Here is a 26,473-nt window from a genome sequence, read left to right on the forward strand (position 1 = left end):
TAAAAAAGTTCGCAGTTCAATACGTTTATTTTGAAGGATTGAGGGAAGAAAGAGCAAGGTAATGTGACATAATTCGGGGAAGAGTTTGGGGAAAGAGATATTTCGGCTAACCAGAATTTGGTTGGCGAGGAAATGAGCTAACACTGAGATGGCGGCTTTGCACACAGCAACTAACAAGTATGATTTGGTGGTTATTCGCATAGCAAAGATTTACCTGAAGCTAAAGTAATATGAATATTGTAGCGATAGTTTCTTCTGTGTTTTCTGGGTCAGCTTTGTTTGTGGATTACGTTATATGTGGCAACTCTCGTATTTGTTTTGGTTATACTTCTAGTCTCTAACTAGATTTTATCGTATTACAACGTAAATGCGAACTTATTCGGAAAATATTTTTAAGGAAGGGCTTTCTGTTTGATGGGTGGACAGGTTTGTGATAGAAGGATCTCATTGGGTGGCGGGTCTAGTTCCCCTCCCTCATCAGGGCGGGGTGATTATACCCTCTTCAATACCGCACGTTAAACTGCATATACCCATAACCCTCCCGCGAGTTCTGGCCGTTTACATCATTTATACTAATAATTCACCCCCAAAATTCTCTTGCAATTTCTTGAACGAATGCGAAAATTTCATGAGCCAGAAATGGATTCCTATTTATGAAAAAAAACCTCTCTTTACTTTTAATCATCTTATTCTCTTTCCCAATACTTGCCATCAATACCGTCATTCTTAAAAATGGAAAGACCCTAAAAGGAAAAGTCACCGATCAAAATGAACGTGGACTCACGGTGCAAACGGCAGAAGGACCACAAACCATTTCCAAATCCCAAATCTTAAAAGTTGTCTATAAAGACATCAGCGAACAAGAAGCTGAAAAAGTACGCATCGCCGAAGAAAAGAAATTAAAAGAGAAAGAAGAAAAGGAAAAAGCAAAACTCGAAAAAGAACGACTCATCGCAGAAGCCAAAGAACAAAAACGTCTGGAAGAAGAAGCTAAATTATCAGAACAAACAAGACTCGCAGATGAAAAAAACAAAGAAACACTAGCAGAAAGAGAAGCCAAAGCAGAAGCAGAATGGTTAGCCAATCGAAAACTGGGTCCCTCCCCTGCTGTTAACCAATGTGGCGGTCGCTTAGCAATCCTTTGGCGATCTGCCGTTTTACCAGGATGGGGACAACTTTGCGGAGGATACTATGTGTCGGCCGGATCGTTTAGTACATTATTTTTGGGAACTCTCATATACACTCTCGGACCACTGCATACAGAAGAAAAAAATGCACAGTCTCATTATGATAAGATGATATTATTCAACCAAATCGGAGGACCAGGGACTCGGTTCAATGCTCAAAACATAAGTTTGCCATCTGAGTTTGTTACGGGCTTTCTAGAAACTTCAATCGCGGAAGATTTTATCACAAAAAGTAAAAATAATGCAAAGGAAACAAATACCAAATACTTGGCGGGACTTGGTACAGCCGGAATTATATACATCACCAACCTTGTTCATGCCTATATGATTGGACGCGACCGTTACCCAGACCGACCGACTGTGACGACCGGAGGAAAACAATTCAGAGAAGGTTTGGACTTCGATTCAGGCTGGGATAAACCTTATTCCATAACAGGCATACGCCCCCAAACAAATTCAGTATATGCTGAAGTTCGATATTCCATTCTATTTTAAGGAGCCTCCGATGAAAAAGTCATTCCTAACCATCCTAATACTGATATTTTCTTTCCAATGTAAAATTTTTAAACCTTCTGATCTTGACCCTTCTCAAGATTTGGGGACTTTACAAACCTTACTGCGTTATCTCGCTTTGGCAGATGCATTCAATACATATAGCCAAACTGTAGCGTTTATGAAATTTACCGATTCCAATGGAAATCCTTATAACGCTTACAAAGTTGAGTATTCTGTTTTCAATGAAGCGGATGAAAATGGCACTCCCACTTCACCTTACGGTGAAACAGGAAACATTCAGACCTATACGCTCACATTAGATGCAAATGGTAGAGGATTTTTATCCTTTAGTGAAAGAGGCATTGCAACGCTTACTGTTAAAACTCCTGCCGACATTATTGTAGGCAATGCCAGTTTTCGAATCTATAATGGAATCACCAAACAATCCTTTTCTCTTTTAAGCCAAAGTGGAGCCACGCAGTTTACATTAGAGGATCTTGCAAACTATCGCAATCGGATGGCCTCTTATTTTTCGTTCACTCCTCTTGGCTCTGCCAATGGCAGACAGTTTATCTATTTACAGGTGCAAACAGCATCCCCACCAAATAGCTATTCCGTTGGTTATATTGCTTCCAGTGCGGATGGAGAAAATTATGACCAGGTAACCAAAATCGAGGGCGTAAACATTCAAATCACAACAGAAGAATATCGTTTAAAGATATCTACACCTACCTTCAATGGATCAGAATATGTTTTTTTTCTTTCTGAAGAGAGATGGAGTTATCCTGCTCTGGTTTTTCAAGATAACAAAAACCTATTCATTCGAATCCCTGCATTTTCCCCTCCATATTCGGTGACGGCACAATCAATAGCCCTGCCAACTAACTATCGCTTGTTTTCCGATGTTTACACCCCCCCGTGGTATTATCCATCTCGTTACCTAGGGAGCGACAAATATTTGATCACTCCGATGCTTTCGACTACACCTCGCCCTTTAATAGTGCAACTCGACTTGGTTAATACAGTTGATTTGGTCAATGATTTTGGCTGTTCAACCTCAGTACTTACTGGTATATCCTCTGTAGCCTATCAAGTGATTGCTCATTCTGGTTTTAATTATTTACAATGCCCAACAATTACGTTCGGGAATACATTCGTTTCCAAAAGCATTCGAATACCTGATTTAGTTAGTAATCAAATAACTTTCGATGCAGTCTCACCTATGAGTTTTGAATCACCTATATTTCCAGTTCAAGACCAATTGGTTGCACTTTTATACTCTGCACCAACCTATTATGGTTATACTTTTCCCAATGGCTCCTATAGCTTTTCCAATCCTACCATCACAAAAAACGCATCCCCAATTCCAGGATTCGCAAGTACAATTCCTGGAAATTCTTCTCGTCTAAGGACGATTAAAAGCTCAAACTCAATCCATTACTTTTTGCTATCCAACGTACCTGATTTTTCAGTATCTCCCACCATCGAAATCTATAGAAGCACCGATGGACTCACTAGCGCTAGCCTCCTAGCAACCGTGCCAACCGCCTATAATAGCTCTATAGCGACCAACGCTGAACAATTCCAATCCGCAAATGGAAAATTAAATTATAGTTATTACACAACAGCAAATACTGGAATTGGATCCTTCCCTGTTTATTTAACTTATTTCACAAACGATGATGGAACCTGGGAAGCTCTCCCTAGGTTAATTAAAATTCGCTAAAGAAACGCCACCTATCTTTTCGTAGGTGGTAACTTACTCCACTGTTTGATCGACTGAAGTAAATCTCACTTACGAAAAGAGGTATTTTCCTTTAAAAAAGAATTCACAATCGATTCATATTCCTCAGGTCGAACATCAATAGACTTACAGTGGCTAGCTCCCCAATCTGTAACCAAAAGTTGTTTTCGTTTCGATTTTAAATTTTGAAAAATCTCTTCTGAATGAGAAACGGGAGTGACCTCATCCGTTTTGGAATGAATGAGTAAAACGGGCAAAGAGATATATTTTGCTGCTTCTTTAGGAGAGACTTCGTTCACTAAAAAGTCTGCTCTAATCTCTGCAATGGAAAGTGCAATGGGCGAAAGAAATAGAATCAAGGGAGAATAAAAATCTACAGCTCTTTTTTCCACAATCGAACGCATATCCATATAAGGAGAATCTGCAATCACAAAGGCAAAATCATTTCGGCCTTCTGCATACTGCAAAGCAGTCGCCGCCCCAAAAGAAGCTCCAAAGATACCAATTTGTTCTTCGGGAACAGTGCTGATCTCGGAAAAAAATTCTATCGCACGTTCTAAATCATTTTTTTCAAAATAACCGTACGTTCCGTATTCTCCCGCACTTTCCCCATGACGACGGGCATCATAAGCAAACAAACTACAACCCCGCTTCCAAAACACAGGGGCGTATTTCAAAATACCATACCGAGTTCTGGTATGTCCGTGCAGCAACACCACTCCACATTTTTTCTTTTGAGGGTTCTTAAAATACCAACCACGAAGCCGTAAACTTCCATTTTGAAATCGAATTGATTCAGGTTCGGGAAGTCCAAATTCAGAAACGGATTGGATTTTTAATCTTGCCTTATCTTCTTCTAAACTTGTGACCGGAAAGGAAATGATAGAGGATGAAAAATAATAACCTACACCTAGCAAAAAAAAGGTGAGAAAAATGACGGATAAACTGAGAATCTTTTTCATTAAAGGAAGCCTAGTTGGAAAAATCTAGGAGAGACCACAATCGGAAAAGCGAATTTTACAAAATGTCCGTTTTTGGTACGAAAAAGAATTGCCGGCCAGTGATTCTGACCTCATTTCTAAAGGAAATCTATGAAACCATATTTAGCGTGCCTCTCCTTCCTCCTAAGCCTTTCGTTCATAAACTGCCGCACAATGGATGCCGCCATCCAATACCCCGATCCAGGAAAAACAGATTTGGGAATTACCAAGGTTGCTGTACTTATGTTTGATATTGAGGAAGCAAAATGGGGAGATGAATTCACAGATGCGGTATCTTTGCAAATTGCAAAACGCCTCCCGATAAAAGTCATCGAGAGAGAACAACTTTCCAAAGTTGTAAATGAACAAAGTTTTTCAAAAACAGGAATCATTGACACACAAACAGCTGTTCGCTTAGGAAAAGTGTTAGGAGTGGATGCACTCATCTTTGGCAGAGGTTCTGCTCTTAAAAAATACGACGAAAAAGGAAAACTCATTCCCAATTTAGTGGATACAGTCTCTTTAAAAATAGTTCATATCGAGTCAGGACATGTCATTGTCAATGCTCGGAAAAAACCAGGAGCCGATTGGACTTTAGGCCGTTTACTTCAATATAGTTTAGGGTTTGGATTCATTTGGAGTCGTGACGATATTTTACTTTCCACCAGTGAATATGATTTCGTAGCAGAGAGTTTAGTGGAACGAATCGTTTCCGAACTAAAGAAATAATCAATCTAAAATTAAAGGAAAAAGAATGAAAATCAATATTGGTATCCCAGAAGCAGAAAGGAGTGCCATCTCTGAGTCATTAAAAAAACTCTTAGCAGATACGTACACTCTGTACCAAAAAACACATAGTTACCATTGGAACGTAACAGGACCTATGTTTCAAACTCTACATATTCTGTTTATGACTCAATACACAGAACTTTGGAATGCGATCGACCCTATTGCCGAACGAATTAGATCTCTCGGATACTACGCACCTATGGGCGGATGGGAATTTGCAAAATATTCTAGCATCACAGAAGACAAAGAAGTTCCCAAAGCGCAAGATATGATTAAACGATTGGTAGAAGGAAACGAAGCAGTCATTCGTACAGCACGTGCCGCCTATGAACCTGCTGAAAAAGGCAATGACCAAGCAACTTTGGACTTACTCACACAAAGGTTAGACATTCATGAAAAAACCGCTTGGATGTTACGCTCGTTATTGGAAGAGTAAACAATTTTGAACAGTAGTCAAATACAGACTACTGTTCGTTACCCTTTTTAAATCATTCTAATTCTATTACACCATCCCCACTAACACGTTTTTTTTTTACATTTTTTTTCTTGCAGGTTTCTCTTCTGATACTTTAACCTTACGTTAAACGAGGATCTAAATTCAAAAAAAATACAATCAAAGCAACCATCTTGACTCTTCTTTTTCTTAGTGTTTTCCTAACAGGGTGTCACGAGAAAAAAGACAATACAACAAACAATCTACTCGCACTCTATCTGTTATCTGGTGACCCAACAGATACGATGAATCTAAACACTCCTCTGGGTCGAGCTAGTGCTACAGCCAATGTGGTTTCTTCCATTTCGGCAAACTCGACTACGGTTTCCAATTCGGGAAGTTTCACTATGAAAAACCCTAATATGAAACAACCGCTAGACAAACAGCTACTTGCGGCCATTCATAAAATATATCAATACGGAAAAGATCCTGTTGTTGCGAAAGAAGTAATGGCGGAGTTCATATCTACAAATTTTCCAGAAAAAAATGGTAAAGTGGAAAAGGTTTTAACCGCTTGGTCTGGTGCCACTGTAGTCAATGGTCGTAACGAATATACATATTCCGGCACTTTGAAAGGACGCGTTTTTGAGAAAAAAACAATGAATATGTATTTAAATGCAAGTACCACTTGCCCTGTTACTACCTATTTTGCAGCCTTATCTAACCAAAATTCATTACCGGAAAAAGGAAATGCTGTTTTCTCCAACGGGAAAATTTCAATCAGCCAATCCAGTTCCGGTGATTATAGAAATCAGGCAAGTATTGTATTCAACGATTTTGGCTCCATTTACACTGATAGTTTCGCATATTACAAAGATATAAGAAAAAATGGTGCTAGCAGTCCATCACTGACATGTGCGGGATTCCAAGAGGCATATGAAAGACAAGACAGATTTACAAAACCCGCGACTCTCAATGGGCCACTTAGTTTTGAATCAACTTATTTATTGTCCGGTAGCGGATCAGTCTTAAGATTAAAATCCAAATCAATAAGTAACTCAAATGGTCTAGTAATTTCACAAGACACTATTACAACTCCTGCTTTGACTATTGAAAGTTTGACTTATGATTCTGAATTTGATGTTACCATTTCAGGTACAACATATACAGGTACAATTAAAGTAACAATCACTGGTAAAATCAACGGTGATACATTAACTGAAACTTTAACAATTAACTATTAAAGTTTGTCCTTGAATTATTTTTTACGAAAAGAATCAAGATAAAGAACTTTCTCAGAACGATTGCGAATCACTTTGATTTGTAATCGTTCTGCGGGAGATGAATTTTTGAATAATAGATTCATCTCTTCGTTACTACGAATTTTCTTTCCATTAATTTCAACAATCAAATCATATCGTTTTAAACCAGAGACCTCAGCGGAACTTTTTTCCACCAAGTAACTGATAAGAATTCCTTCTTTAGAAGGCAAATTCAAATTCTGAACCAAAAAATCAGTGATCGTGGGAACCTCAACAATTCCCCTTTGAATTTCTTCCTTAGAAAACTTTGTTAATTTGACGGAACTTACAAATTCGGATAAAAATTTTGGCAAAATGGCGAATCCAATACCTTGTTGGTTGTATTCTGAATTTTTTAATTGGAACTGTGCCATACCCATCAAACGTCCATTAGCATCAAATAAAGCAGATCCAGAACTTCCAGGTAAAATCGATTGGTTCACTTGCAAAAATGAAACTTCCGATAAAATAGAATCCACACCCACTCTTTCGGGATCAGAAACAATGCCAGTAGTAAAACTTTCTTCTAATCCCAAGGGAGAAGAAATAGAATAATAACTTTCTCCTCTTTCCGCTTTTTGATCTGAATTCAATTCAAAGTATTCAAAACTATCATCCGTATCTAAACCAACCAAAAGAATGTCTTTTTGCAGATCAGAAGCAATTACCTTGCCCAAATAACGTTTTCCATTCCCACCAAGTCGGACAACAATTTTCTTTTCATAATTTCCGATCACGTGGGCACAGGTAAGAAGATAACCATCCTTAGAGATTAAAAATCCAGATCCAACCCAACGTTTTTTACCCAGAAGTTCTTCATTTTCAATGGAGATGGAAACGGTTCGAGATACATTTTCTGAAAAAATTCTTTTGTTCGGATTTTCGGATTCAGTCTTACAAGAAAAAAAAAGTGATATGATTAGCGGAATATAAAAACAATTTTGAAAGCTAGGTTTCATAACGACAAATATCCGTTATGTGATTTTTTATATCAAGAAATTAAAGAGAACTCTTCTCCCAAAATCTCCAAATATTCTTTTTGATGAGTGAAATGTATATAATGTCCACCCGTTAAAATCGTTTTAACCTGAAGATTAGAAAACTTATTTTTAATTAAGAGCAAATCTTTCTGATCAATGTATTCAGAAATTCCTCCGATCAGAAATAAAACCTTCGTGTTGGAAGTTTGTGCATCTGAAAAAGTATCTTCAAAAAGTCGCCTTGCCTCATTCAGACCTTGTACATTCAGCTTCCAACGATACTCTCCAGAATCCATTCTTTCCAGACTCATCTGCAAAAACTGACGAATGAAAGTGTCTGGTAAATATTTTGCCATTTCTGCATCAATCTCCGTACGAGACTTAAATGCATCCAAAGGGAAAGACATAGACTGGATCTCTTTGTCATAAGCAAAAGGATAAGAGCGCGGTGCAATGTCTTGGATGATGAGTTCTTTCAAAAAACCGGGATGCGTAAAATCAAAATACATTGCCACAAGGCCACCCATAGAGTGCCCAAGAAGGATTGGACTTTGAATATTATGGTCTTGAATCAATTCCTCTAAATCTTCCGACATTAGCCGAATGGAATGTTCCTTTGAGTGAGGAGAATCACCGTGATTTCTTGCATCCACTGTATATACAGAACCAAATCCAGAAAGGTATTTAGCGATAGTCACCCAATTCTTAGATGAACCAAATAACCCGTGCAAGATGATAATATCTCCTACCGTTTTTTTTTCTATCGAAGTTGGTTGAAATGGGTAAAGTTTATAACTTAGTTTCACAAAACGATCTCTAACGAAAACATTCTTTTTTTAGGATTTGCAAATGAGGCAGGATTTGTTTTTTTTCTCTAGGCCCAATTTCCGAGGCATACCCAATCATCTGATTTATTTCAGACTTAATGCCCTCACTCACGGGTGAAAAACAAGGAATAGAATCTGGATCTTTGGTCATAGACTGCAAACTGGATACTAAATCCTTGGTGTATAAATTTACGTAATTTCCCATGGGAAATAAATAAAGATAACGAAGTTTTCCTTTTCGTAATTCTTCCAATCTACATTTTAATTCAGTTCCACAGTCAACACTTGGCATACTTTCTGTTGCCAAATAACCTGCATAATCAGAATGTTTTGTTTTTGGATAAGACTCTAAAAGTTTCCAAAAAAAATTAGAATCAACGTAGTATTTACCAGAATTATAATCATATAATAATTTGGTTTGATGCCGTTTTAGAAATTCGAGAGTCGCGGGATCGTTATCAGGTTTGATCCCTTTTTCGTTCATTAAATCAACTGTTTTCTTTAAAAAATATCCAGCTTTTGTCCGAAGAAAAATAAAATCATCACCAGTAAACTTTCCTGAACCTGAAATATGAAAGATGGTATCAGTAATTTCTTGTTTGGCAGCAAAATCAATATTTTTCGAAAGAACAGTTCGTTCTGCTTCAAACAGTAATGTAGAAAGATATTGTTTAGGAGGAACCGATCTGACTACAGACCGTTTGATAAACCCAGAAAGTCCATCTTCCAACTTAACAGGGATCCAATCTTCTTTTTGACTTTCTAATGATTCTTTATCATAGGAAACAGGTTCCCCAAATCTCAGTTTACGTAATACATCACTCTTGGGATCAGCAAACAAATGTAAGTTTAGACCAATCACAGGAATGACAATTTCGGAATTCAAATCCCGCTTCAGAAGTTCAGATGGTTTCGTTCGTTTATTTTTTTCTTGAATGGTTGGCTCTGCCTGAAGAGAACTACCAACCATAAAAAATATTAAAATGGCAAATAAGAGAGAAAATCCAAAGTACGTAACAGATTTAAATCTGTATGAATTTAAAAAAGAAAAAAGGGCCATCCCTCTACGAATTTTTTTCAGTAAAGGGATAAACTTCATTTTATTTTTGTAAGTCCTCAACCATTTGTTTGATGCGAGCCACACCTTTTTCAATGTCTTTATCACCTAACGCATAAGACAATCGAATGGCTTGGTCATCCCCAAATGCAATTCCTGGCACTGCTGCCACGTTGTATTTATCAAGAAGAACATCACAAAAGAGTTTCGAATAAGAAGATTCTTTTTTTTCGGCAAGCAGTCGTTTAAATCCTTGAGTTTCATAAACACCAGAGATATAAGGGAAAGCATAAAAAGCTCCTTCTGGCATACGACATTCCACACCTGGAATTTCGCGTAAAAGCCCAACGATGAGTTTACGTCGTTTGTCAAAAGCCTTTAACATATCTGCGACAGGTGTTTGGTCTCCCGTCAAAGCCGCTTCCGCTGCCGCTTGTGAAATAGAAGAAGCATTACTTGTGGATTGGCCTTGCATGGTATCCATGTTTTTCACGATCTCAGCGTTTCCTGCTCCGTATCCAATCCTCCATCCCGTCATGGAATAAGCTTTGGACACTCCATTGATCACAAAGGTTTTTTCCTTCATTTTTGCAGAGATCATTGCTGGGTTCACAAACTCCAATCCATCATAAATGATTTTTTCATAAATGTCATCAGAAACAGTAATGATGTCTTTTGGTTCTAATACCTTTACCAGTGCTTCCACATCCGCGCGAGTGTAAGCGGCTCCTGTTGGGTTGGACGGAGAATTAAAAATAAAAACTTTTGTTTTGGCTGTGATTGCTTTTTCCAATTGTTCTGGAGTGATTTTAAATCCACTGGCAATATCAGTTGCAACAATCACAGGTGTTCCTTCTGCCAAACGAACTATGTCCGCATAACTCACCCAATACGGTGCAGGAATGATCACTTCATCACCTGGATTGAGAGTTGCCATAAAAAAATTGTAGAGAACCTGTTTCCCACCTGTTCCTACGATGATTTGGTTCTTTTCGTATTTTAAACCGTTTTCGGTTTCTAATTTACGAATGATTGCCTCTTTCAAAGAAACAGTTCCACTCACAGGAGTGTATTTGGTTTTCCCTTGATCCATTGCCTTTTTGGCAGCTTCTTTGATATGTGTCGGTGTATCAAAGTCAGGTTCTCCTGCGCCAAATCCAACAACATCAAGTCCACTCGCTTTCAACTGATTTGCTTTAGCAGTGATCGCGAGAGTGGGAGAAGGTTCTACGACATCCAGTCGTTTTGCTACAAGTTTCATTTTGTCCTCTATTTTGTGAGTGATTCTTCCGGAACTGTTTCTTTAAACTGATCCAAAGTATAAATTTCGTATTCATACCCCTGTTCGGTGAGGAAGAGTTGTCGGTTTTGACCAAAACGCTCTTCGTTTGTATCACGAGAAATCAGTGAGTAAAAAATTGCCGTATTATCCTGCGACTTCGGACGAAGGATCCGTCCCAAACGCTGCGCTTCCTCTTGTCTAGATCCAAAAGTTCCCGATACCTGGATGGCAATATTTGCATCTGGTAAGTCGATGGAAAAGTTTGCCACCTTCGAAACCACAAGTTGTTTGATTTGTCCAGAACGGAAAGCTTGGTAAAGTTCTTGCCTTTCCGGAAGAGGAGTTTTTCCAGTAATCAAAGGGATTTTGAAAGTGTTGGAAATTTCCTCTAACTGATTGATATACTGCCCAATCACCAAAATATTGTTAGTTGAGTGTTTTTTTAGAATATAACTAATCGCACGTAGTTTCTCTGGATTTTCCGATGCCAATCGGAACTTTTCACGGTCATCGGCTACAGAATACTTCATACGAAGATCATCTTCCATAGGAACACGTATCTCCACACAGTTGGCCTCAGCAATCCAAGACTTAGCTTCGAGTTCTTTCCAAGGTACATCGTATTTTTTAGGACCGATGAGTGAGAATACATCTTCCTCCAACCCATCTTCACGAACTAGAGTTGCCGTGAGGCCTAATCTACGTTTGGCTTGTAGTTCGGATGTCATACGGAATACAGGTGCTGGTAATAAGTGAACCTCATCATAAACAATCAGTCCCCAATTGTTCGCACTGAAGATATGAAAGTGAGTGAAGTCCCCACCTTTTTTCTTTCTATGAGTTAAGATATTGTAAGTTGCAATGGTAATGGGTTTGATTTCTTTGAGTTCACCGGAATATTCCCCAATGTCGGATTCAGGGATATCAGTTTTGTCCAAAATTTCGTTTCTCCACTGACGGATGGACAAAGTGTTCGTTACAAGAATCAGAGTTTCTGCTCCGACAATTTGCATCACACCCATACCTACGATGGTTTTTCCCGCACCGCAAGGAAGAACCACAACACCGGATCCCCCTTCATTACGACCACCAGCATGGAAAGCCTCAACAGAGGCTCTTTGGTAATCACGCATTCCAAACTTAATCCCACCTTTTGTGGTAGGACGTAAGTTAAACGGATATTTATTTCCTTCGTCATAACCAGCAAGATCTTCCACAGGAAAACCAATTTTGATTAACGCTTGTTTAATGTGACCACGGTATTCTTTTTTAATTCGAATTTTGTCACCTTCCATTCCATCCACAAAAGGTTGCACGGCACGGTTGTTTGCAATCTCTGTGATAAAACCTTTTTCATTGGAAATGATATATAATTCGCCAGATTCTTCTTTTACTAACTTTACTTTTCCGTAACGTGAGATTTGTTCTCTCACTTCATTCATTACGTTCTTCGGAACGGAATAACGAGCAAACTTCGTTAAACCCTCAATGATTTCATCCGCCGTCATTTTGATGGATGCGGCATTCCACAAAGACAGTGGAGAAATGCGATAGGTGTGCATATATTCCGGGCTTTTTTCAAGCTCGGCAAACTTGGAAACGAGGTCCCGACAGGCTTCAAATTCTGGGTTATCTACCTCAAGAAGCATCGTTTTGTCACTTTGTACTGTGAGTGGCTTGGTCATGGTATTCCCTCTCAATTTAACCAGGCTGGGAAGAGAAAGCGCCCTGTCAACTCATTTGATTTTAATAGATTTTCGGTATCTTTTCTTGCGGTTTTTCAGGTAAATCCAGAAATTTTCGAACCAATCGAAGAGAAGACCCGTCTAATCTAAGTTAATCTATGCGCTCTTAAATTAAATAATTAGATTGACTTAGATTAGTTTTCTATGGGCGTTCCCCAATCCAACCAAGTGCAAAATCCTATCTTTTACGGGTCAGGCTCCTTCGGGGTGCGCTTACGCTCCCGTCAGCTTCTCGTCGTTAGACGATTCGCTGACCTTACGCCCTTCAGATCCTTAACGCTTTAAATAATCCTCTACAATAGATTCATCCGCACCATTTTTATGCATCCGATCTGTTAGGAATCTTCTAAATTCACGGGCTCCATTTTCTCCGTAATAGAGACCTAAAATATGTCGTAGGATATGATGAACCTTTCCCTCTTTCTTAAGAACAGAACGAATATAAGGAATTAACTCCCCAAGGACTTCCTCTCTCGAAGGTGATTTTTCTTTCGATCCGTAATACAAACCATCCACTTCGTGAAACAAAAACGGATTATCATAAGCTGCACGTCCTATCATCACCCCATCTAACTTTGTTAAATGATCCTTCACTTCCAAATGGGTTTTGATTCCCCCATTGATGGTAATGGGTAAACCCGGAAAATCCTTTTTTAATCGGTATACATCTTCGTATCTAAGTGGTGGAATGGTCCGGTTTTCTTTAGGTGAAAGACCTTCTAAAATAGCAATCCTTGCATGTACAATGATATGATCCACACCTGCAGATTTAATTTTGGAAACAAAATGATATAGGTCTTCGTAACTTTCTTTCCCATTCACACCAATTCGGTGTTTTACGGTGACAGGAATTTTTACTTTCGACTTACAAACAGAAACCATTTCAGCCACGAGGTCTGGTTCTTTCATCAGACAAGCCCCAAAACTTCCACTTTGCACCCTGTCTGAGGGACAACCTACATTGAGGTTGATCTCATCATACCCATAATCCTCTCCAATTTTTGCACATTCCCCCAAGGCCTGAGGTGAATCACCACCTAACTGTAACGAAATGGGATGTTCTTCCTCTGAAAAATCTAAATACCTGTGAGTATCTTTGCCACGGAGAATGGCACCGGTAGTCACCATCTCCGTATAGAGTAATGTATTTTTGGAAAGAAGTCTGATAAAAAAACGAAAATGTCTGTCGGTCCAGTCCATCATCGGAGCAACAGAGATGCGGTACGATGGGACAGGACTTGGCAAAGATTTTCTCCTATGCTTCTTGCGGGTGTTCCTCTCTGGATGGAAGGCTGAGAACCGAAGCAATTTCTGTCGGAACTCCTCGGTGGATTTCCTCAGAAGCAATTACTGCAAAGTTCCTGGGGGGTAGTTCCTTTGTCAAAAAGAATGCAAATGCTTGTCTTAAGTATCTAGAAACCACAAAGATCAGGAACCTGTTCTCATCCAAAGCCTTTTGGAGTTCATTATAAACAGATTCCAAAATCCTCACACGTACATCATGAGGAAGGATGATGAGTTTACTTCCATCCGTTTCATCAAGAGTGATACTTTTGTTCATACGATCAATGATCCTTGGATCAATGGTGACTACATGTAACTTCCCATCAGGTGAAAGGAAATCATTGATGATTTGTCTTGAAAGAGCTTGTCTTACATGTTCAGCCAAATCAAATGGATTGTTCGTTCTGGGTAAATGGTTAGCGATGGCATCCATAATTTTCGGAAGGTTTTTAATGGATAAACCTTCTGCCAAAAGATTTTGTAAAGTCTGTTGGATGATTCCCAGTCTTCCTTGTTTGTCGTAATCCAGTTCTCCCACAAGTGTCGGATGTGTTTGTCTTAGATGCTCGAGAAGTGCTTTTACTTCTTCTCTTCCCAGAAGTTGAGATGCATAGTTAGAAATTAACTCTTTTAAATGAGTGATGATCACAGTGGACGGATCTACCACGGAATAACCTTTGTTCTCTACTTCAATTTTATCGTTAGGATCAATCCAGGTAGCTTTAAGACCAAACGCCGGTTCCGTAAAAGGTTCACCAACAATGGCTTCTAAATTCCTAGATGTATTATTCATCGCCATCAAACGATCCGCCTTCACTGCGGATTGACCCACAACCACTCCATTGATTCGAATGCTATAATTGTCATGAGGAATTTCTAAATTGTCTATGATCCGAATGGCCGGGATCACAAGACCAAAATCAATCGCAAATTTTTTACGAGTGTTGGCTATTTGTTCCAGTAGATGTCCACCAGAAGATGCATCCACTAACGGTAGTAAATCGCGTCCAAGCTCCACTTGAATGGCTTCGACAGAAATCTCTTTGATATAATTTTCTGGTTTTTTCTCTTGGACTTTATCTTGGGCTACCGTTTCGATTTTTTTGATTTCTTCTTTAGCAACTTTTTCAATAGAATAACCCAAATATCCAATCGCACCTGCTAAAAACAAAAGAGAGAAAAATGGAAGGCCTGGAATGAGACTCGCCAACCCCAAGGCTCCCGCAACCACATATAAAGTTTTTGCATTTCCAAAAAGTTGGTCTTTGATCTCCACCGTAAGTTTTTTTTCAGAACTAGAGCGAGTGACAATGATACCTGTTGCCGTTGTGGAAAGTAGACCTGGAATTTGTGATACAAGTCCATCTCCAATGGTAAACTTTCCGTAAGTTTCAATAGATGCAAGAAACGATTCTCCACGAATCGTGGATCCAATCAAAATTCCACCAAGTAAGTTAATCGCAGTGATGATCAGTCCTGCTCTCACATCTCCTTGTACGAATTTCGAAGCTCCATCCATGGCCCCATAAAAATCTACTTCGCGTTGGACTTTTTTACGTTTTACTTTAGCTTCTGCTTCCGTAATGGCACCACTATTCAGTTCCATATCAATGGACATTTGTTTTTGTGGTAATCCATCGAGTGTAAATCTAGCAGCAACTTCCGAGATTCGAGTGGCACCCTTTGTAATGACCACAACCTGAACTATCGTTAAGATAATAAAGATGATGAGTCCCACAACATACTTACCAAGTCCAGATTCCCCCCCCACAACAAAGGTTCCAAATGCTTCAATCACACTGGAATTCATCGCAGGACCTTTGGATAAAATTTGTCTCGTAGTCGATACGTTAAGCGCTAACCGAAACAAGGTGGTGATAAGAAGTAAACTTGGAAAAATGGAAAACTCACTTGGTTCTGTGACCGACAACGCAGTCATTAAAATGAGTAGTCCAAGTCCTATACTCACCACAATGAGCACGTCTAGGATAAATCCCGGTAACGGGACAATCAACATTGCTAAAATAAGGAGTGTCCCCACCCCGAGAACTAAATCGGATTGTTTGAGTAAGTCTCTAAAATTCATTCGCTTATCCCATTCCTACTTTTTTTCTAAACTTCTCAAGAGTGATAAGGATTTGAACTACCGCATTAAAGAACTCTTGCGGAATTTCCTGACCCACTTCGACTTGTGCGTATAAAAGACGTGCTTGTTTTGGGCTTTCGACAATCGGAACATCATTGTCCCGTGCGATTCTTCGTATTTCTAGTGCTAGGCGATTCTCACCTTTAGCAATCACACGAGGTGCAGAATCCCTTCCCATTTCATAAGAAAGTGCTACTGAATAATGAGTCGGATTAGTAATCACAACATCAGCCTTTGGCACTTCACGAAGCATATTACCTTGCATCATGTCACGAGCTAGTTGCATCCTGCGGTTTTTCATCACAGGATCTCCTGAATCTTCTTTCATCTCTCGTTTGGCTTCGGAAGGAGTTTGTTTTAAAGATTCTTCAAATTCAAACTTTTGAAAGTAAAAGTCAGCAACCGCAATTCCAAGTAACAAAAGCCCTGCGGCCATCATGATTTTGAATCCAGAATAAGTGATGAGTGTGATGGCCTGCATCATCCCCATATTACCTGTCAAAAGCACTTTGAGAAAATCACCAGAAATCAATATATAACTGATGATTCCAATCATCACAACCTTTGCTAAAGATTTAAGGAGATTAAATAATGTTTGGCGGTTCGGTAAAACACGTTTGAAGTTCGGAGCAATGCGATCAAAACGAAATGCCAAAGCTCTTGGAGAAAACATAAACCCAACTTGAACCACATTTCCAACGATTGCAAAAACAAGGGTAATCGCAAGAACTGGCCAAAGTAAATTGAAAAAATCGCGAGATACTCCAGAGAGGATGACCCGAAACTCTTCCGCCCCAAATCGGTCCAGTTTCATTCCCATAGGAAGGTATTTTTTAATAAAAACGGCTGTATTTCGAATTAAAGTATCACCTAAAAGAAACAGAACCCCTGTCCCACCTAACAAAACAAGAGTTGAGGCAACTTCATTGGATTTAGGAACATTCCCTTTTTCTTTTTCTTCTCGTCTACGGCGTTCACTCGGCGGCTCCGTTCTACCTTCATCCGCCGCAGCAAAAAGTTGGAGTTCTATCTCATAATATCCAGAGGAAAATCCAGATAGAGCTAGTGTGAGTTCTTTTGACTTAAAACAATTTAATCTTTCAAAAAAAGGAACGGATAAAGGGAAAAAAGAAAATCCACCAAACAATGATTTGACCCAAGTAAGGATAGCATTTTGAATGATTTCCCCATTCCATTCAAATTCTATAAATCCTTTCGCTTTCATAGACTTGGCCACTCCCGGATGAGTAAACTTGCCTTATCCATAGAAATTTGAATTCCTTGGACCATTTGAGTCGCAATGAAGGTAAGAGTGGCGATGAGTGTGAGTGTTCCGATAAACACTTTGAGCGGGAAAGACATGGACATCACATTCATTTGTTGTGCGGCTTTTCCCATTAAGCCTTCTGCCAATGAAACCAAAAACAAAATCCCCATCACAGGAAGAGCGATTTTAAAAGAGACTACAAACATCGCTCCAATGGCGTCTTCAATCAGTTTGTACAAACCTGCATTTACCTTACCCGTAAATGAAATGATTCGAATCTTTTCAAAAGAATAAGCAAGTGTTTCAATCAGAAACCTATGAGCTCCAATCACAAGAAAAAGGGCCGTAGCCATTAAGTTTTTCATCGTTCCAATGGCAGGGAGCGAGTTTTGTGTGACTGGATCTAAAATTTCCGTATATCCAAAACCAATTTGGTTGTTAAAAAATTCTCCCGCCATTTGGAAAGCAGCAAACACGAGTGATACGAGAAATCCTATAAATATACCAATCAACATTTCAGAGATAATAAGGATTCCAAAATTAATCATATGCCCAGGAACTGGAGGCATATAGGTTGCGACCACTGGGTAAACAATGAGCGAAACCATAAAGGAAAAGATCATACGTAAAGAGAAGTTGATTGATTCTGATGAGAAAAAAGGCGCAACAAGAAATAGTCCGAGGAGGCGAACTAAGACAAACAGAAAAGATTGAAAGTGTAAAACAAATGATTCCATATCATATCTTTTCTATCATAAAAAAAATTTCACGAGTATAGTCTGTCATCACCCGCACCATCCATGCCGAAAAAAACACAATCACCGCAAAAATAGAAACCAATTTGGGAACAAAGGCAATGGTTGGTTCTTGGATGGAAGTTGTAGTTTGTAAAATACCAACAATGAGTCCCACAACCAGAGCCGTAATGAGTATCGGACTAGAGATTTTAAGTGTAACAATAAAAGCTTCTCGCATCAAGTTCACTACATCAACTTCTGTCATTTGTAACTCCTTACGAGTTCAAGAACGAGCAGGTTCCACCCATCAATTAAAATAAAAAGAATCAGTTTTAATGGAAGGGAAATCATTACCGGCGGTAACATCATAAAACCCATAGCAAGGAGGGCCGATGCTACAATCAAATCGATCACAATAAATGGAATGAAGATATAAATACCAATGATAAATGCCTTTTTGATTTCACTTAACATAAATGCCGGAACCAATACATAAGAAGGCACATCATCAAAGGATTTTACATTTTGTACTTTTCCTATTTTTAAAAATAATGCTACGTCTTTTGTTCCATCTCGGCCAAGTTGGCGAATCATAAATTGACGTAAATGTTTCATCGATCCTTCCATAAACGCGGACTGATCGATTTTTCCATTTAAATAAGGTTGTAAGGCCTCATCATTTACCTTACCAATCGTAGGTGCCATAATAAAAAATGTAACAAAAAGAGCAAGGCCCATCATCACCTGGTTTGGTGGTAAGTTTTGGAGAGATAACGCCCTTCTCACAAAATCAAAAACGATGACAACCTTAGTGAAGGAAGTGACACTCATCACGATGGCAGGAGCCAAAGAAAGGATGGTCACAAGAAATAAAATCATCAAAGAAAGACTTGTTTCCTTAGGCCCTCTCGCCTCATTTACGTTAAATGATAAATTTGGGATTGGAATTCTTGAACCCTTGTCTTGCGCCAAAAGTCCAGTAAACCCTCCGGCCGAAATGAGAAAGAGGATACTAATGAGAAAAATAATAGATTTATGTCTCTTAAGGAAGGAAAAAAAACGGAATTTCATGACTCCCCTCCCTCTAATAATTCACGGTGTTTGCGAAGTCTTTCCAAACCTTCCTTGGCCTTTCTTTGGATTTCTGCAGCCCCATCAAATTCGAGTGATTCCATTTTCGATGGATTGATGCGAATTTTTCTCTGAGCCTTCGATTGTAAACTTTCCAGAACCGTTTCTAGAAAATTAGGCACATAAGGATCTGCTTCCTCTTTCATCTTTTGGATTTGCGATTTTTCGTCTGGAGCTGTCACTTCAGTTAGTAAACTCACCGAACCATCGGCAACACCTAACACAAGTGTACGGCCACCCACTTCCACGATCTGAACCGATTGTGTGGCGGACAGTGGCAAACTAGACAAAACCTTCATAAAACCCTTCACAGGATATTTAGCCGATTTTGTTTTTTGCATTTGTAAAATTAAGTAATATCCTGCTCCCACAAGAATTGCGAGAACAAATAAAATCTTTAGCAGTATCCAGGTTGCCGATGGAGAATCGTCTTGGTTTTCTGCGTATCTTTCTTGGATTAAATTAGTCCCTTCGGAATCCTTAGAAACATCTGCCGCATTCGCCTTACTCGTATTTGCTGACTCATTAGAACCAGAAGAGGAATCGGAACCAACTCCTGAAGCAGGTTTTGCTTTGGAATCACCTAACTCTTGGCGAAGAATTTGGTCTAGTTCCTTGGTTTCCGAATTTTGGGCAAAAGTTGGAGAAAATACCAAAACAAGAGCCAAACAAAAGTACATAACTTGCCCCTTTTGTTTTAAGCTTTTTATGCTAGGTCTGATCATTTTTCGCCTTTGAGTCTGTCCGTAGGACTTACGATATCGGTAACACGAACCCCAAAGTTTTCATCGATCACCACAACCTCACCTTTTGCGATGAGTTTACCGTTCACAAGTAAATCCACTGGTTCACCAGCTAACTTATCTAGTTCGATGATGGAACCTTCACCAAGACCTAAAATGTCTTTGATGTACATTTTAGTTCTTCCGAGTTCCACTGTCAGTGCCATTTGCACGTCCATGAGAAGGTTGAGGTTTGTTTGTCCAGGGCCACCACCAGCAGTAGCAAGAGAAGGAAAATTAACACCTTTGATTCCGACAGAACCTTGGCCACCACCCATCCCCATATTGGGTTGCATGTTGACGTTCATTCCACCGGACTGTTGTTGTTGTTTTTGGCCTCCCCCTTTTTGGATATCCAAAATGGAATTTGCCATAGACAAAGCGATTACATAATAAACTTTAAAAGATCCAACCCCGTCTATATTCAAACTAAGGGATGTTTTCACCAAACTATTGTCATCTGGGAGCTGTAAATCACGTCCAGAGTTCACAAGAGCAATTTCTGGTGGACTACCTGACATAGTACCACCAAGTTTCATTCCAATCTGAGCTGTGACAGTTCCAAGGATGGGAGCCAAGGAGTCCTTTAGAGTTTGGAGTTGGGCATTATCCAACTGGCCGGGAGGAGTCATTCCACCCATCATAACGCCTGCAATTTTAGCGGCATTTTCTTGGGCCATGATGAGACAAACTCGGCCCGCCAAACTTCCGCTAATAGTTGAAAATAAACTAACAGATTTACTTCCAAGTTCCTTTTGAATGTCCGCAGAGGAGCTCGATTCCGTGGCAGGGTTCATAAAACGAGTGTTTTTTGCCAAGATCGTGCCAAGTGTGTTCCCCGCCACCTGGAATGCAGAGCCGATCACATCAGAAATAATGTCGCGGTCAATAGGAGATAGGTTGTCCGATGACGAACTGGATGCGCCACTTAAGGAAGAAAGGTCGAATGTATCATCCGCACCTTGTAGTAATGCGTCTATCTCGTCTTGTGAGAGTGAACCTTCACCCATACCCTTATATCTCCGGAAAACTTAGGATAATGAGACATAATATGAATCTTTTTGTCACTCAGTTTTTTTCCCAATTGACAAAAAGTATCAGGAATCAGTCAAAAGCACTCATCATTCCGTCGGCATAGGCCCGAAGGTTATCGTAAGAATAAATCCCCGTGTTATGATAATCGCTCCAGACGATGGAAATCGCATACCGACCCACTTTGGTCCAAGACAAAAGCTTGATGGACTGGATATGGCCCGTCGCATCCCCAACTTTTCCACCATGCCCACCCCGGCAAGTCGCGCAGGGGCATTTTTTCCGAAGGTCTAGAAGCGAGTATTTCGACCCGTGGCCATCCTTCCATTCGATGTAGAGGGAATCATCATCGAAAGAAATTTCTTTAGGAAAGGTGGCTAGTTGCGAGTTTGGCATGTTTATGCTTTTACCGGTAATTTAGTCGTTTTAGATCGAAAATTCCCAACGGTAATCCCGTATTGAATCTTGTCACCTAAGGTGATGTTTGTCAAGTCGATGGTGTCATTTTCAAAAACGAGGATGACCGTGGAGCCCATTTCGAACCGGCCGAGTTCCGAACCCTTATCGATCATAATGGATACGTCTTTGTAGTGATGTTCCTTTGCAAAACGGATCCAATTGTTAGTCACAATTTTATTATCGTAAGTGACTCGGATTTTTCCAACGTTTGATGCCCCAACTTTGATGACGGCAATTTTTCCGTATTCCGTTTGCAGGAAGGTGATGAGCCTTTCGTTTTTTGGGAAAAGACCTCGAATGTTGAGAACCGCTAAATCATTCACAGGGAAAAGTTTTCCAGGTTCATAATAGTAACCCAAAATTTGTCCAGCAAACGGACTGTGGATACGGTGGTAATCCTGAGGTGATAGATAAAAGGTAATGTATTTCCCATTTGTAAAGTATTGATAGTATTTTTCTGAACCTAACAATTCTTTTACGGAGTAATCAATCCCTTTTGCTTGAATGATTGTGGACTGGTTGATATTTCCGAAACTTGTAATTTTTGAATCCGTAGGGGAAACAACCGCATTGGTTGCCGAATCAATGATCCTTGCTTCTGCCCTGAGAGCTCTTGTAAAAAACTGATTCAACGAAGGATACTCTTTGATTTCCAGTTCTGCTTCACTTAAGTTAATTTTATAAACCTTTGCAAAAGCCTTGAGAATAGGGATCATCATAAAACGAGGTAACTGCAAAGTAGAAAAGTAACCAAATATTTTAGAGATTAAGTTTTTCGGAAGTAACGTTAAAAATAAAAGATAAATATCTTTGAAAATTTCATAACGAGCACCCGACTCGGAAAGATATTTTTTAAGCTCCAGGTTGGCGGATTTTCCAAGCAACATCAAAGAAACCAAGAGAGGAATACTTGTGATCACGGCAGCAATATAGCCCCAATGCATAACAACACTTAAAACATCAATTCCGTAATTTACGTAAAGATAAGCAAAACCAAGAGTGGATCCAATGAATAACATTCTAAAGAAATTGGAAAATTTTTCCCCAAAAACATAAAATGCATTTTGTTCGCCACTATAGAACCAACCAGCCAAACTAAGAATCCCAAAACATAAAAAGGAGATAAAAAATAAAATCGCAGGTAAAGATTCCTTTTGTTCCAAAATACGATCAGGGAAAGAAAGAATGGTTTCTAAATTAACAGCACCATAAGAATACAATACAAACCCCACAAGGGTTGCCATCACAAACCCTTCAAAAAAAGACGCGAGCATACTCACTAACCCTTGTTTGGCGGCATAATCAGTACGAACCACTCCGGCAATTCCAGAAGATTTGCCAACGGCCGTTTCTGTGGACAAAAAGAAAGTACTAAGGGAAGCAGAAAGGGCTCTCAAAATTCCAAAGGCACCACCACCTTGTAAGGCTTTGATAGAAAATGCTTCTTTGGTTACATCAGATAAAAATCCGAAAAAAGAAATCATTCCATTGGAAAAAAGGGAAACGTATCCAAAGATAAAAAGGATGATTCCGATGGGTGCTAAAATGGAAGCAGCACGTCCCACTCGCCTAACACCACCGATCACGATAAAAAGTAAAATAACAGAAATGGAAATTGGACCAGAGAGACCGGAAAGATTCAAACCTTCTTTTGTGATATAGGTAAGCCCCACAAATGGGAAAATTCCACCGAACAAAAGCACAGTCACGAGACTCGCCAGAGAAAAAGCCACAGCAAGCCACTTGGCACGTAATGCTTTTTCAATGAAGTACATTGGACCAGAAAGATAACGTCCACTCGGAAGTTGGTTTCTAAATTTCACAGCGAGGGTGGAAGAAACAAACCGGATGGGCATCACAAACAAACTCATCACCCAAATCCAAAAGAGAACGCCAATTCCGCCATAGGCAATGGCAAGAGCGGTTCCAATGACAGAACCCAAAAGGAGCGAAGATCCGATCCCAGCGAAGAAGGCCTGTGAGTGCACAAGTTGGCCTTTGGAACCTTTAAAGTCCATATTGCCTGTAAGGATCTTAAGTGCTAAAAAGAGAAAACGAATTTGCGGAAATCCCAATCGAAAGCTCAGATAAATAGAGGCAATCAGGATGAGATAGAAATAAGGGCTGAGAATGTCCGATCCTAAAATCAGATTAAACTTAGATCCGTTTTGAAAGAGTGTTTCCATATTGGTTCTTCCTCACGAAATTGGATGAAATTGTTATGTCAAGATGTATTGTAACCTTTCTGTTTCTGGTTTTTATGATTTCCTCTATTGGCTTTGGCCCTTTGAATGCAGAACCCTCTGGGATCGAGGTGGGAATGCGATATGGTGCAGGAGAAAGAGTTCCTGGACGCTTTGACGGAGACCTAAAGCAGTTTTCATCCACCTTTAACCCTCTTATTTTTTCAAGTGTGAGTTTGACTGGAGGAAAATCGACGAACTTATACGAAGGTTTCGTGCGTTTTCTTTTGGATTCGCGCTCGAGAGTAGGTTTTGTGGTGGGGAGAAATGATTGGCAAATTCTTCAATTAACAGAAGTTACAAGTGATCTTTATTATACAAAACTCCAGTCAGAAATATATTCTTATCATGTGCTTGGAATGTATTATTTTACTATGCCAATCTACAGAAACTGGGAATGGGAAAATGGCCTAGGTGTTGGATTTACCTCTGCAGACTGGAACATCCGAGGTTACTCCATTGGAGAGCCCCTACCCGACACACAATACTTCAACCAAAGAGGAAGGCTCCGAGGGAGCGGACTTGCTTACCGTATGGAAACCGCCATCAATCGAAGGTTATACGAAGATACATTCCTTCAAATCGGACTTGGTTACCACCATGTAGCCATCGATAAATTTAGCGGTAACTATAATGGGGAAATGTCGAGTTTTTATATCCGAGCAGATGGAAAGGTTGGAGTCATCGATGATACAAGGATCATCGATGCAACTGTGAGCACTGCACAAACTTTCAGAAGATTGGATATGAATTCGGGATCATGGAATCTTTATTTTTCAGTGTTCCAGAGGTTTTTAGATTGACGATCCTTTGGCGTGAGTATCATGCTTGAAGAAAATTACATGAAATCCTCTAAAATCATTACCATTGGTATTAAAGAATTGGCTCACCAAAAAGTCATCCTTGCCGCTTGGTATAACTTCCTCAAAGAAAACTTCGATGCTAAAAAGGTTTCTGCGGAAGAATTCACCCAGTATTTACAAGCACATGTGATGTATGATTTGGACAAGGATCAAATTGAATTGATGTTGTCTGGATCAGAACCTCTTTTAGAAGATTTCAAAAAGTCAATTTTTGGATGAACCTCCAAATCTTCGGAACTAAAAAATGTAAGGATACCAAGAAGGCACAGTTGTTCTTCCAAGAACGACGTGTGAATTTTCAGTTCATCAATCTCCAAGAAAAAGAAATGAGTAAAGGAGAACTCCGATCCATTTTAGGTAGTGTTCGTTTGGATGATTTGATTGATACAGAATCCAAAGTTTACGAAGATAAAAATCTAAAATACATGTTATACGATAAAGAAGAGGCGTTACTCACAAATCCCCTTCTTTTCAAAACACCCATTGTTAGAGATGGCAAACGCGCTACAATCGGATTTGTCCCTGAAATCTGGAAGCAGTGGATCTTAGAGTCTAAAAAATAACCTATCGCCAATTGGCTGTTACGTGTTTCCTTTCAAAGACCGCAAGTTTCTAGGTCTCTGAAGAAAAATCTAAAAATCAATTTCCATCTTTTTTCCGTTTGGAAAAGTCTTTCACTACCTCAGGTAAATGTGGTAAAGAACTATGGATTCGATGCATCTCTAAAGCAGGTCTTGCAGGGATTCCAAAATAAGCCGTTTTTTCTTTAGAATCTTCCGTGAGCCCGGACAGTCCCATCAGAATCGATCCTTTTTTCATTGTTAGGTGTTCTGCAACGGCAGATTGTCCAGCAAGAAAACATCCATCTTCAATGGTCACGGAACCTGCAAGGACAGTAGCTCCAGCAATATATACGTAATTCCCAACACGGCAGTTATGGCCGACATGTACATGGTCATCAAATTTTGTAAAATTTCCAATGGTGGTGGATTCAAGAGCCGCGCGGTCAACCGTACAATGGGCGCCCATCTCCACTTCATCTCCAATCACTACGTTGCCAATTTGAGGAACTTTATAACGAACACCGGCATAATCATAAAAACCAAATCCATCAGCACCAATCACAGTATTCGCATGGATTAAGTTTCTTTTCCCCAACTTACAGTTGTAATAGACTACGACTCCTGATTTTAAAACTGTTTCTTCTCCAATTTCAACATTTGGTTCTAATACAACATTCGGATAAATCACGGCCCGATCACCCACCACCACATTTTCCTGGATTACGGCAAAATCCATGATGGTTACATCTTTTCCGAGTTTAGCAGTCGGATGGATACTTGCTTTCTGAGAAATAAAAGGGATTTGTTTTGGTTTTTTTTCGAACAAAGAAACCACTTGAATGAATTTTACTTTTGATCCTTCTTCGGGGACGATGATGGCATTAGGAAATAAAGAAGCTAAGGATTCAATCGTAAGTGCTATTTTCACATCTGAAGACTTCTTGTGTTTGGCTAAATATTTTTTAGAAGCAACATAATAGATGCTGGCTGGATCTACCGGAGTGTGATGTTCCAAGTCTTTAATACCATTGATCTCTAAATCACCAGAGCCAGTGAAACTTACACCTAATTGTTCAGCCAAATCTTTTAGTTTCATTTATACACCTTACACTTGAAAATGAATCCGAAGGGACATATTTCAATCAT

Annotated in this window: 26 protein-coding genes; 8 read left to right on the forward strand and 18 right to left on the reverse strand. The window is 39.5% G+C overall.

Features of this window, described 5'->3' with window-relative positions:
* Positions 1-201 (reverse strand): hypothetical protein (locus tag CH361_RS19795; RefSeq protein WP_208861448.1); only part of this gene is annotated, 201 nt, incomplete at its 3' end.
* A 452-nt stretch (positions 202-653) separates the two neighbouring features.
* Between CH361_RS19795 and CH361_RS14545 the strand changes: the two genes are divergently transcribed.
* Together CH361_RS14545 and CH361_RS14550 are read left to right on the forward strand one after the other, a co-directional pair.
* Positions 654-1,682, forward strand: coding sequence for an LA_0442/LA_0875 N-terminal domain-containing protein (locus CH361_RS14545; RefSeq protein WP_100791548.1), 1,029 nt, complete (start codon positions 654-656; stop codon positions 1,680-1,682).
* A gap of 10 nt (positions 1,683-1,692) precedes the next feature.
* Positions 1,693-3,408: a hypothetical protein gene (locus CH361_RS14550; RefSeq protein ID WP_100791791.1), complete on the forward strand. Its 1,716-nt coding sequence runs from the start codon at positions 1,693-1,695 to the stop codon at positions 3,406-3,408.
* A gap of 65 nt (positions 3,409-3,473) precedes the next feature.
* Here CH361_RS14550 and CH361_RS14555 read toward each other — a convergent pair whose 3' ends face one another.
* The gene (locus tag CH361_RS14555) at positions 3,474-4,388 is read right to left on the reverse strand and encodes an alpha/beta hydrolase (RefSeq protein ID WP_100791549.1); all 915 of its coding nucleotides are present in this window, start codon (positions 4,386-4,388) and stop codon (positions 3,474-3,476) included.
* 129 nt (positions 4,389-4,517) lie between these two features.
* On the opposite strand from CH361_RS14555, the gene CH361_RS14560 reads away from it, so the two are divergent.
* From CH361_RS14560 to CH361_RS14570, 3 genes are all read left to right on the forward strand, one after another.
* Positions 4,518-5,135: a CsgG/HfaB family protein gene (locus tag CH361_RS14560; RefSeq protein WP_244279899.1), complete on the forward strand. Its 618-nt coding sequence runs from the start codon at positions 4,518-4,520 to the stop codon at positions 5,133-5,135.
* A 25-nt stretch (positions 5,136-5,160) separates the two neighbouring features.
* Positions 5,161-5,631, forward strand: a complete 471-nt coding sequence (locus CH361_RS14565) for a Dps family protein (protein WP_100791551.1) — start codon at positions 5,161-5,163, stop codon at positions 5,629-5,631.
* A gap of 191 nt (positions 5,632-5,822) precedes the next feature.
* The gene (locus tag CH361_RS14570) at positions 5,823-6,872 is read left to right on the forward strand and encodes a hypothetical protein (protein ID WP_100791552.1); all 1,050 of its coding nucleotides are present in this window, start codon (positions 5,823-5,825) and stop codon (positions 6,870-6,872) included.
* A gap of 14 nt (positions 6,873-6,886) precedes the next feature.
* On the opposite strand, the gene CH361_RS14575 is transcribed toward CH361_RS14570, so the two are convergent.
* From CH361_RS14575 to asd, 15 genes are all read right to left on the reverse strand, one after another.
* Positions 6,887-7,888 carry a S1C family serine protease gene (locus tag CH361_RS14575; protein WP_100791553.1) on the reverse strand — a complete coding sequence of 334 codons (1,002 nt, stop codon included), beginning with the start codon at positions 7,886-7,888 and terminating at the stop codon, positions 6,887-6,889.
* A gap of 32 nt (positions 7,889-7,920) precedes the next feature.
* Positions 7,921-8,715, reverse strand: coding sequence for an alpha/beta fold hydrolase (locus tag CH361_RS14580; RefSeq protein WP_100791554.1), 795 nt, complete (start codon positions 8,713-8,715; stop codon positions 7,921-7,923).
* 10 nt (positions 8,716-8,725) lie between these two features.
* The gene (locus CH361_RS14585; RefSeq protein ID WP_244279900.1) at positions 8,726-9,835 is read right to left on the reverse strand and encodes an SH3 domain-containing protein; all 1,110 of its coding nucleotides are present in this window, start codon (positions 9,833-9,835) and stop codon (positions 8,726-8,728) included.
* Between the two features lies 1 nt (position 9,836).
* On the reverse strand, positions 9,837-11,054 hold the full coding sequence (locus tag CH361_RS14590) for a pyridoxal phosphate-dependent aminotransferase (protein WP_100791555.1): 1,218 nt from the start codon (positions 11,052-11,054) through the stop codon (positions 9,837-9,839).
* Positions 11,055-11,062: 8 nt separating this feature from the next.
* Positions 11,063-12,760 carry a DNA repair helicase XPB gene (locus CH361_RS14595; protein WP_004787372.1) on the reverse strand — a complete coding sequence of 566 codons (1,698 nt, stop codon included), beginning with the start codon at positions 12,758-12,760 and terminating at the stop codon, positions 11,063-11,065.
* A 333-nt stretch (positions 12,761-13,093) separates the two neighbouring features.
* Positions 13,094-14,065, reverse strand: a complete 972-nt coding sequence (dusA, locus tag CH361_RS14600) for a tRNA dihydrouridine(20/20a) synthase DusA (RefSeq protein WP_100791556.1) — start codon at positions 14,063-14,065, stop codon at positions 13,094-13,096.
* A gap of 10 nt (positions 14,066-14,075) precedes the next feature.
* Entirely contained in the window at positions 14,076-16,190 is a 2,115-nt protein-coding gene (locus tag CH361_RS14605) for a flagellar biosynthesis protein FlhA (protein WP_100791557.1), read from the reverse strand.
* A gap of 4 nt (positions 16,191-16,194) precedes the next feature.
* On the reverse strand, positions 16,195-17,475 hold the full coding sequence (locus CH361_RS14610) for an EscU/YscU/HrcU family type III secretion system export apparatus switch protein (RefSeq protein WP_100791558.1): 1,281 nt from the start codon (positions 17,473-17,475) through the stop codon (positions 16,195-16,197).
* The gene (fliR, locus tag CH361_RS14615; protein WP_100791559.1) at positions 17,472-18,254 is read right to left on the reverse strand and encodes a flagellar biosynthetic protein FliR; all 783 of its coding nucleotides are present in this window, start codon (positions 18,252-18,254) and stop codon (positions 17,472-17,474) included. The genes CH361_RS14610 and fliR overlap by 4 nt, the downstream gene beginning before the upstream one ends.
* A 1-nt stretch (position 18,255) precedes the next feature.
* On the reverse strand, positions 18,256-18,519 hold the full coding sequence (gene fliQ, locus CH361_RS14620) for a flagellar biosynthesis protein FliQ (protein ID WP_004786411.1): 264 nt from the start codon (positions 18,517-18,519) through the stop codon (positions 18,256-18,258).
* The gene (fliP, locus tag CH361_RS14625; RefSeq protein WP_100791560.1) at positions 18,516-19,325 is read right to left on the reverse strand and encodes a flagellar type III secretion system pore protein FliP; all 810 of its coding nucleotides are present in this window, start codon (positions 19,323-19,325) and stop codon (positions 18,516-18,518) included. Before fliP ends, fliQ begins: the two co-directional genes overlap by 4 nt.
* Positions 19,322-20,065, reverse strand: coding sequence for a FliO/MopB family protein (locus tag CH361_RS14630; protein ID WP_100791561.1), 744 nt, complete (start codon positions 20,063-20,065; stop codon positions 19,322-19,324). Before CH361_RS14630 ends, fliP begins: the two co-directional genes overlap by 4 nt.
* Positions 20,066-20,106: 41 nt before the next feature.
* Positions 20,107-21,177 carry a flagellar motor switch protein FliN gene (gene fliN, locus CH361_RS14635; protein ID WP_100791562.1) on the reverse strand — a complete coding sequence of 357 codons (1,071 nt, stop codon included), beginning with the start codon at positions 21,175-21,177 and terminating at the stop codon, positions 20,107-20,109.
* 94 nt (positions 21,178-21,271) lie between these two features.
* Positions 21,272-21,595, reverse strand: coding sequence for a DUF971 domain-containing protein (locus CH361_RS14640; RefSeq protein ID WP_100791563.1), 324 nt, complete (start codon positions 21,593-21,595; stop codon positions 21,272-21,274).
* Between the two features lie 2 nt (positions 21,596-21,597).
* Positions 21,598-23,844 carry an archaetidylserine decarboxylase gene (asd, locus tag CH361_RS14645; RefSeq protein WP_100791564.1) on the reverse strand — a complete coding sequence of 749 codons (2,247 nt, stop codon included), beginning with the start codon at positions 23,842-23,844 and terminating at the stop codon, positions 21,598-21,600.
* A gap of 35 nt (positions 23,845-23,879) precedes the next feature.
* Here asd and CH361_RS14650 point away from each other — a divergent pair, with 35 nt between their 5' ends.
* Genes CH361_RS14650 through CH361_RS14660 form a run of 3 tightly spaced genes read left to right on the forward strand, consistent with a single transcriptional unit; the run spans position 23,880 to position 25,327 of the window.
* Positions 23,880-24,704, forward strand: coding sequence for an LIC_11366 family protein (locus tag CH361_RS14650; RefSeq protein ID WP_100791793.1), 825 nt, complete (start codon positions 23,880-23,882; stop codon positions 24,702-24,704).
* A gap of 39 nt (positions 24,705-24,743) precedes the next feature.
* Complete coding sequence (locus CH361_RS14655) at positions 24,744-24,983, forward strand: hypothetical protein (RefSeq protein WP_100791794.1); 240 nt, start codon at positions 24,744-24,746, stop codon at positions 24,981-24,983.
* Positions 24,980-25,327, forward strand: a complete 348-nt coding sequence (locus CH361_RS14660; RefSeq protein WP_100791565.1) for an arsenate reductase family protein — start codon at positions 24,980-24,982, stop codon at positions 25,325-25,327. The genes CH361_RS14655 and CH361_RS14660 overlap by 4 nt, the downstream gene beginning before the upstream one ends.
* Positions 25,328-25,403: 76 nt before the next feature.
* Here CH361_RS14660 and lpxD read toward each other — a convergent pair whose 3' ends face one another.
* Positions 25,404-26,423 carry a UDP-3-O-(3-hydroxymyristoyl)glucosamine N-acyltransferase gene (gene lpxD, locus CH361_RS14665; protein ID WP_100791566.1) on the reverse strand — a complete coding sequence of 340 codons (1,020 nt, stop codon included), beginning with the start codon at positions 26,421-26,423 and terminating at the stop codon, positions 25,404-25,406.
* Between the last annotated feature and the right edge of the window lie 50 nt (positions 26,424-26,473).

This window comes from Leptospira brenneri (assembly GCF_002812125.1).
Taxonomy (GTDB): Bacteria; Spirochaetota; Leptospiria; order Leptospirales; family Leptospiraceae; genus Leptospira_A; species Leptospira_A brenneri.

Excerpts from the sequence above, each read along its gene's own strand:
- CH361_RS14640 (WP_100791563.1), bottom strand. The coding sequence starts at position 21,595 with ATGCCAAACTCGCAACTAGCCACCTTTCCTAAAGAAATTTCTTTCGAT.
- CH361_RS14650 (WP_100791793.1), top strand. The coding sequence starts at position 23,880 with ATGTCAAGATGTATTGTAACCTTTCTGTTTCTGGTTTTTATGATTTCC.
- CH361_RS14550 (WP_100791791.1), top strand. The coding sequence starts at position 1,693 with ATGAAAAAGTCATTCCTAACCATCCTAATACTGATATTTTCTTTCCAA.
- CH361_RS14630 (WP_100791561.1), bottom strand. The coding sequence starts at position 20,065 with ATGTACTTTTGTTTGGCTCTTGTTTTGGTATTTTCTCCAACTTTTGCC.
- CH361_RS14565 (WP_100791551.1), top strand. The coding sequence starts at position 5,161 with ATGAAAATCAATATTGGTATCCCAGAAGCAGAAAGGAGTGCCATCTCT.
- asd (WP_100791564.1), bottom strand. The coding sequence starts at position 23,844 with ATGGAAACACTCTTTCAAAACGGATCTAAGTTTAATCTGATTTTAGGA.
- lpxD (WP_100791566.1), bottom strand. The coding sequence starts at position 26,423 with ATGAAACTAAAAGATTTGGCTGAACAATTAGGTGTAAGTTTCACTGGC.
- CH361_RS14595 (WP_004787372.1), bottom strand. The coding sequence starts at position 12,760 with ATGACCAAGCCACTCACAGTACAAAGTGACAAAACGATGCTTCTTGAG.
- CH361_RS14585 (WP_244279900.1), bottom strand. The coding sequence starts at position 9,835 with ATGAAGTTTATCCCTTTACTGAAAAAAATTCGTAGAGGGATGGCCCTT.
- CH361_RS14610 (WP_100791558.1), bottom strand. The coding sequence starts at position 17,475 with ATGAAAGCGAAAGGATTTATAGAATTTGAATGGAATGGGGAAATCATT.
- fliQ (WP_004786411.1), bottom strand. The coding sequence starts at position 18,519 with ATGACAGAAGTTGATGTAGTGAACTTGATGCGAGAAGCTTTTATTGTT.
- CH361_RS14605 (WP_100791557.1), bottom strand. The coding sequence starts at position 16,190 with ATGAATTTTAGAGACTTACTCAAACAATCCGATTTAGTTCTCGGGGTG.
- CH361_RS14660 (WP_100791565.1), top strand. The coding sequence starts at position 24,980 with ATGAACCTCCAAATCTTCGGAACTAAAAAATGTAAGGATACCAAGAAG.
- CH361_RS14545 (WP_100791548.1), top strand. The coding sequence starts at position 654 with ATGAAAAAAAACCTCTCTTTACTTTTAATCATCTTATTCTCTTTCCCA.
- CH361_RS14590 (WP_100791555.1), bottom strand. The coding sequence starts at position 11,054 with ATGAAACTTGTAGCAAAACGACTGGATGTCGTAGAACCTTCTCCCACT.
- CH361_RS14655 (WP_100791794.1), top strand. The coding sequence starts at position 24,744 with ATGAAATCCTCTAAAATCATTACCATTGGTATTAAAGAATTGGCTCAC.
- CH361_RS14560 (WP_244279899.1), top strand. The coding sequence starts at position 4,518 with ATGAAACCATATTTAGCGTGCCTCTCCTTCCTCCTAAGCCTTTCGTTC.
- fliR (WP_100791559.1), bottom strand. The coding sequence starts at position 18,254 with ATGGAATCATTTGTTTTACACTTTCAATCTTTTCTGTTTGTCTTAGTT.
- fliN (WP_100791562.1), bottom strand. The coding sequence starts at position 21,177 with ATGGGTGAAGGTTCACTCTCACAAGACGAGATAGACGCATTACTACAA.
- fliP (WP_100791560.1), bottom strand. The coding sequence starts at position 19,325 with ATGAAATTCCGTTTTTTTTCCTTCCTTAAGAGACATAAATCTATTATT.
- CH361_RS14575 (WP_100791553.1), bottom strand. The coding sequence starts at position 7,888 with ATGAAACCTAGCTTTCAAAATTGTTTTTATATTCCGCTAATCATATCA.
- CH361_RS14555 (WP_100791549.1), bottom strand. The coding sequence starts at position 4,388 with ATGAAAAAGATTCTCAGTTTATCCGTCATTTTTCTCACCTTTTTTTTG.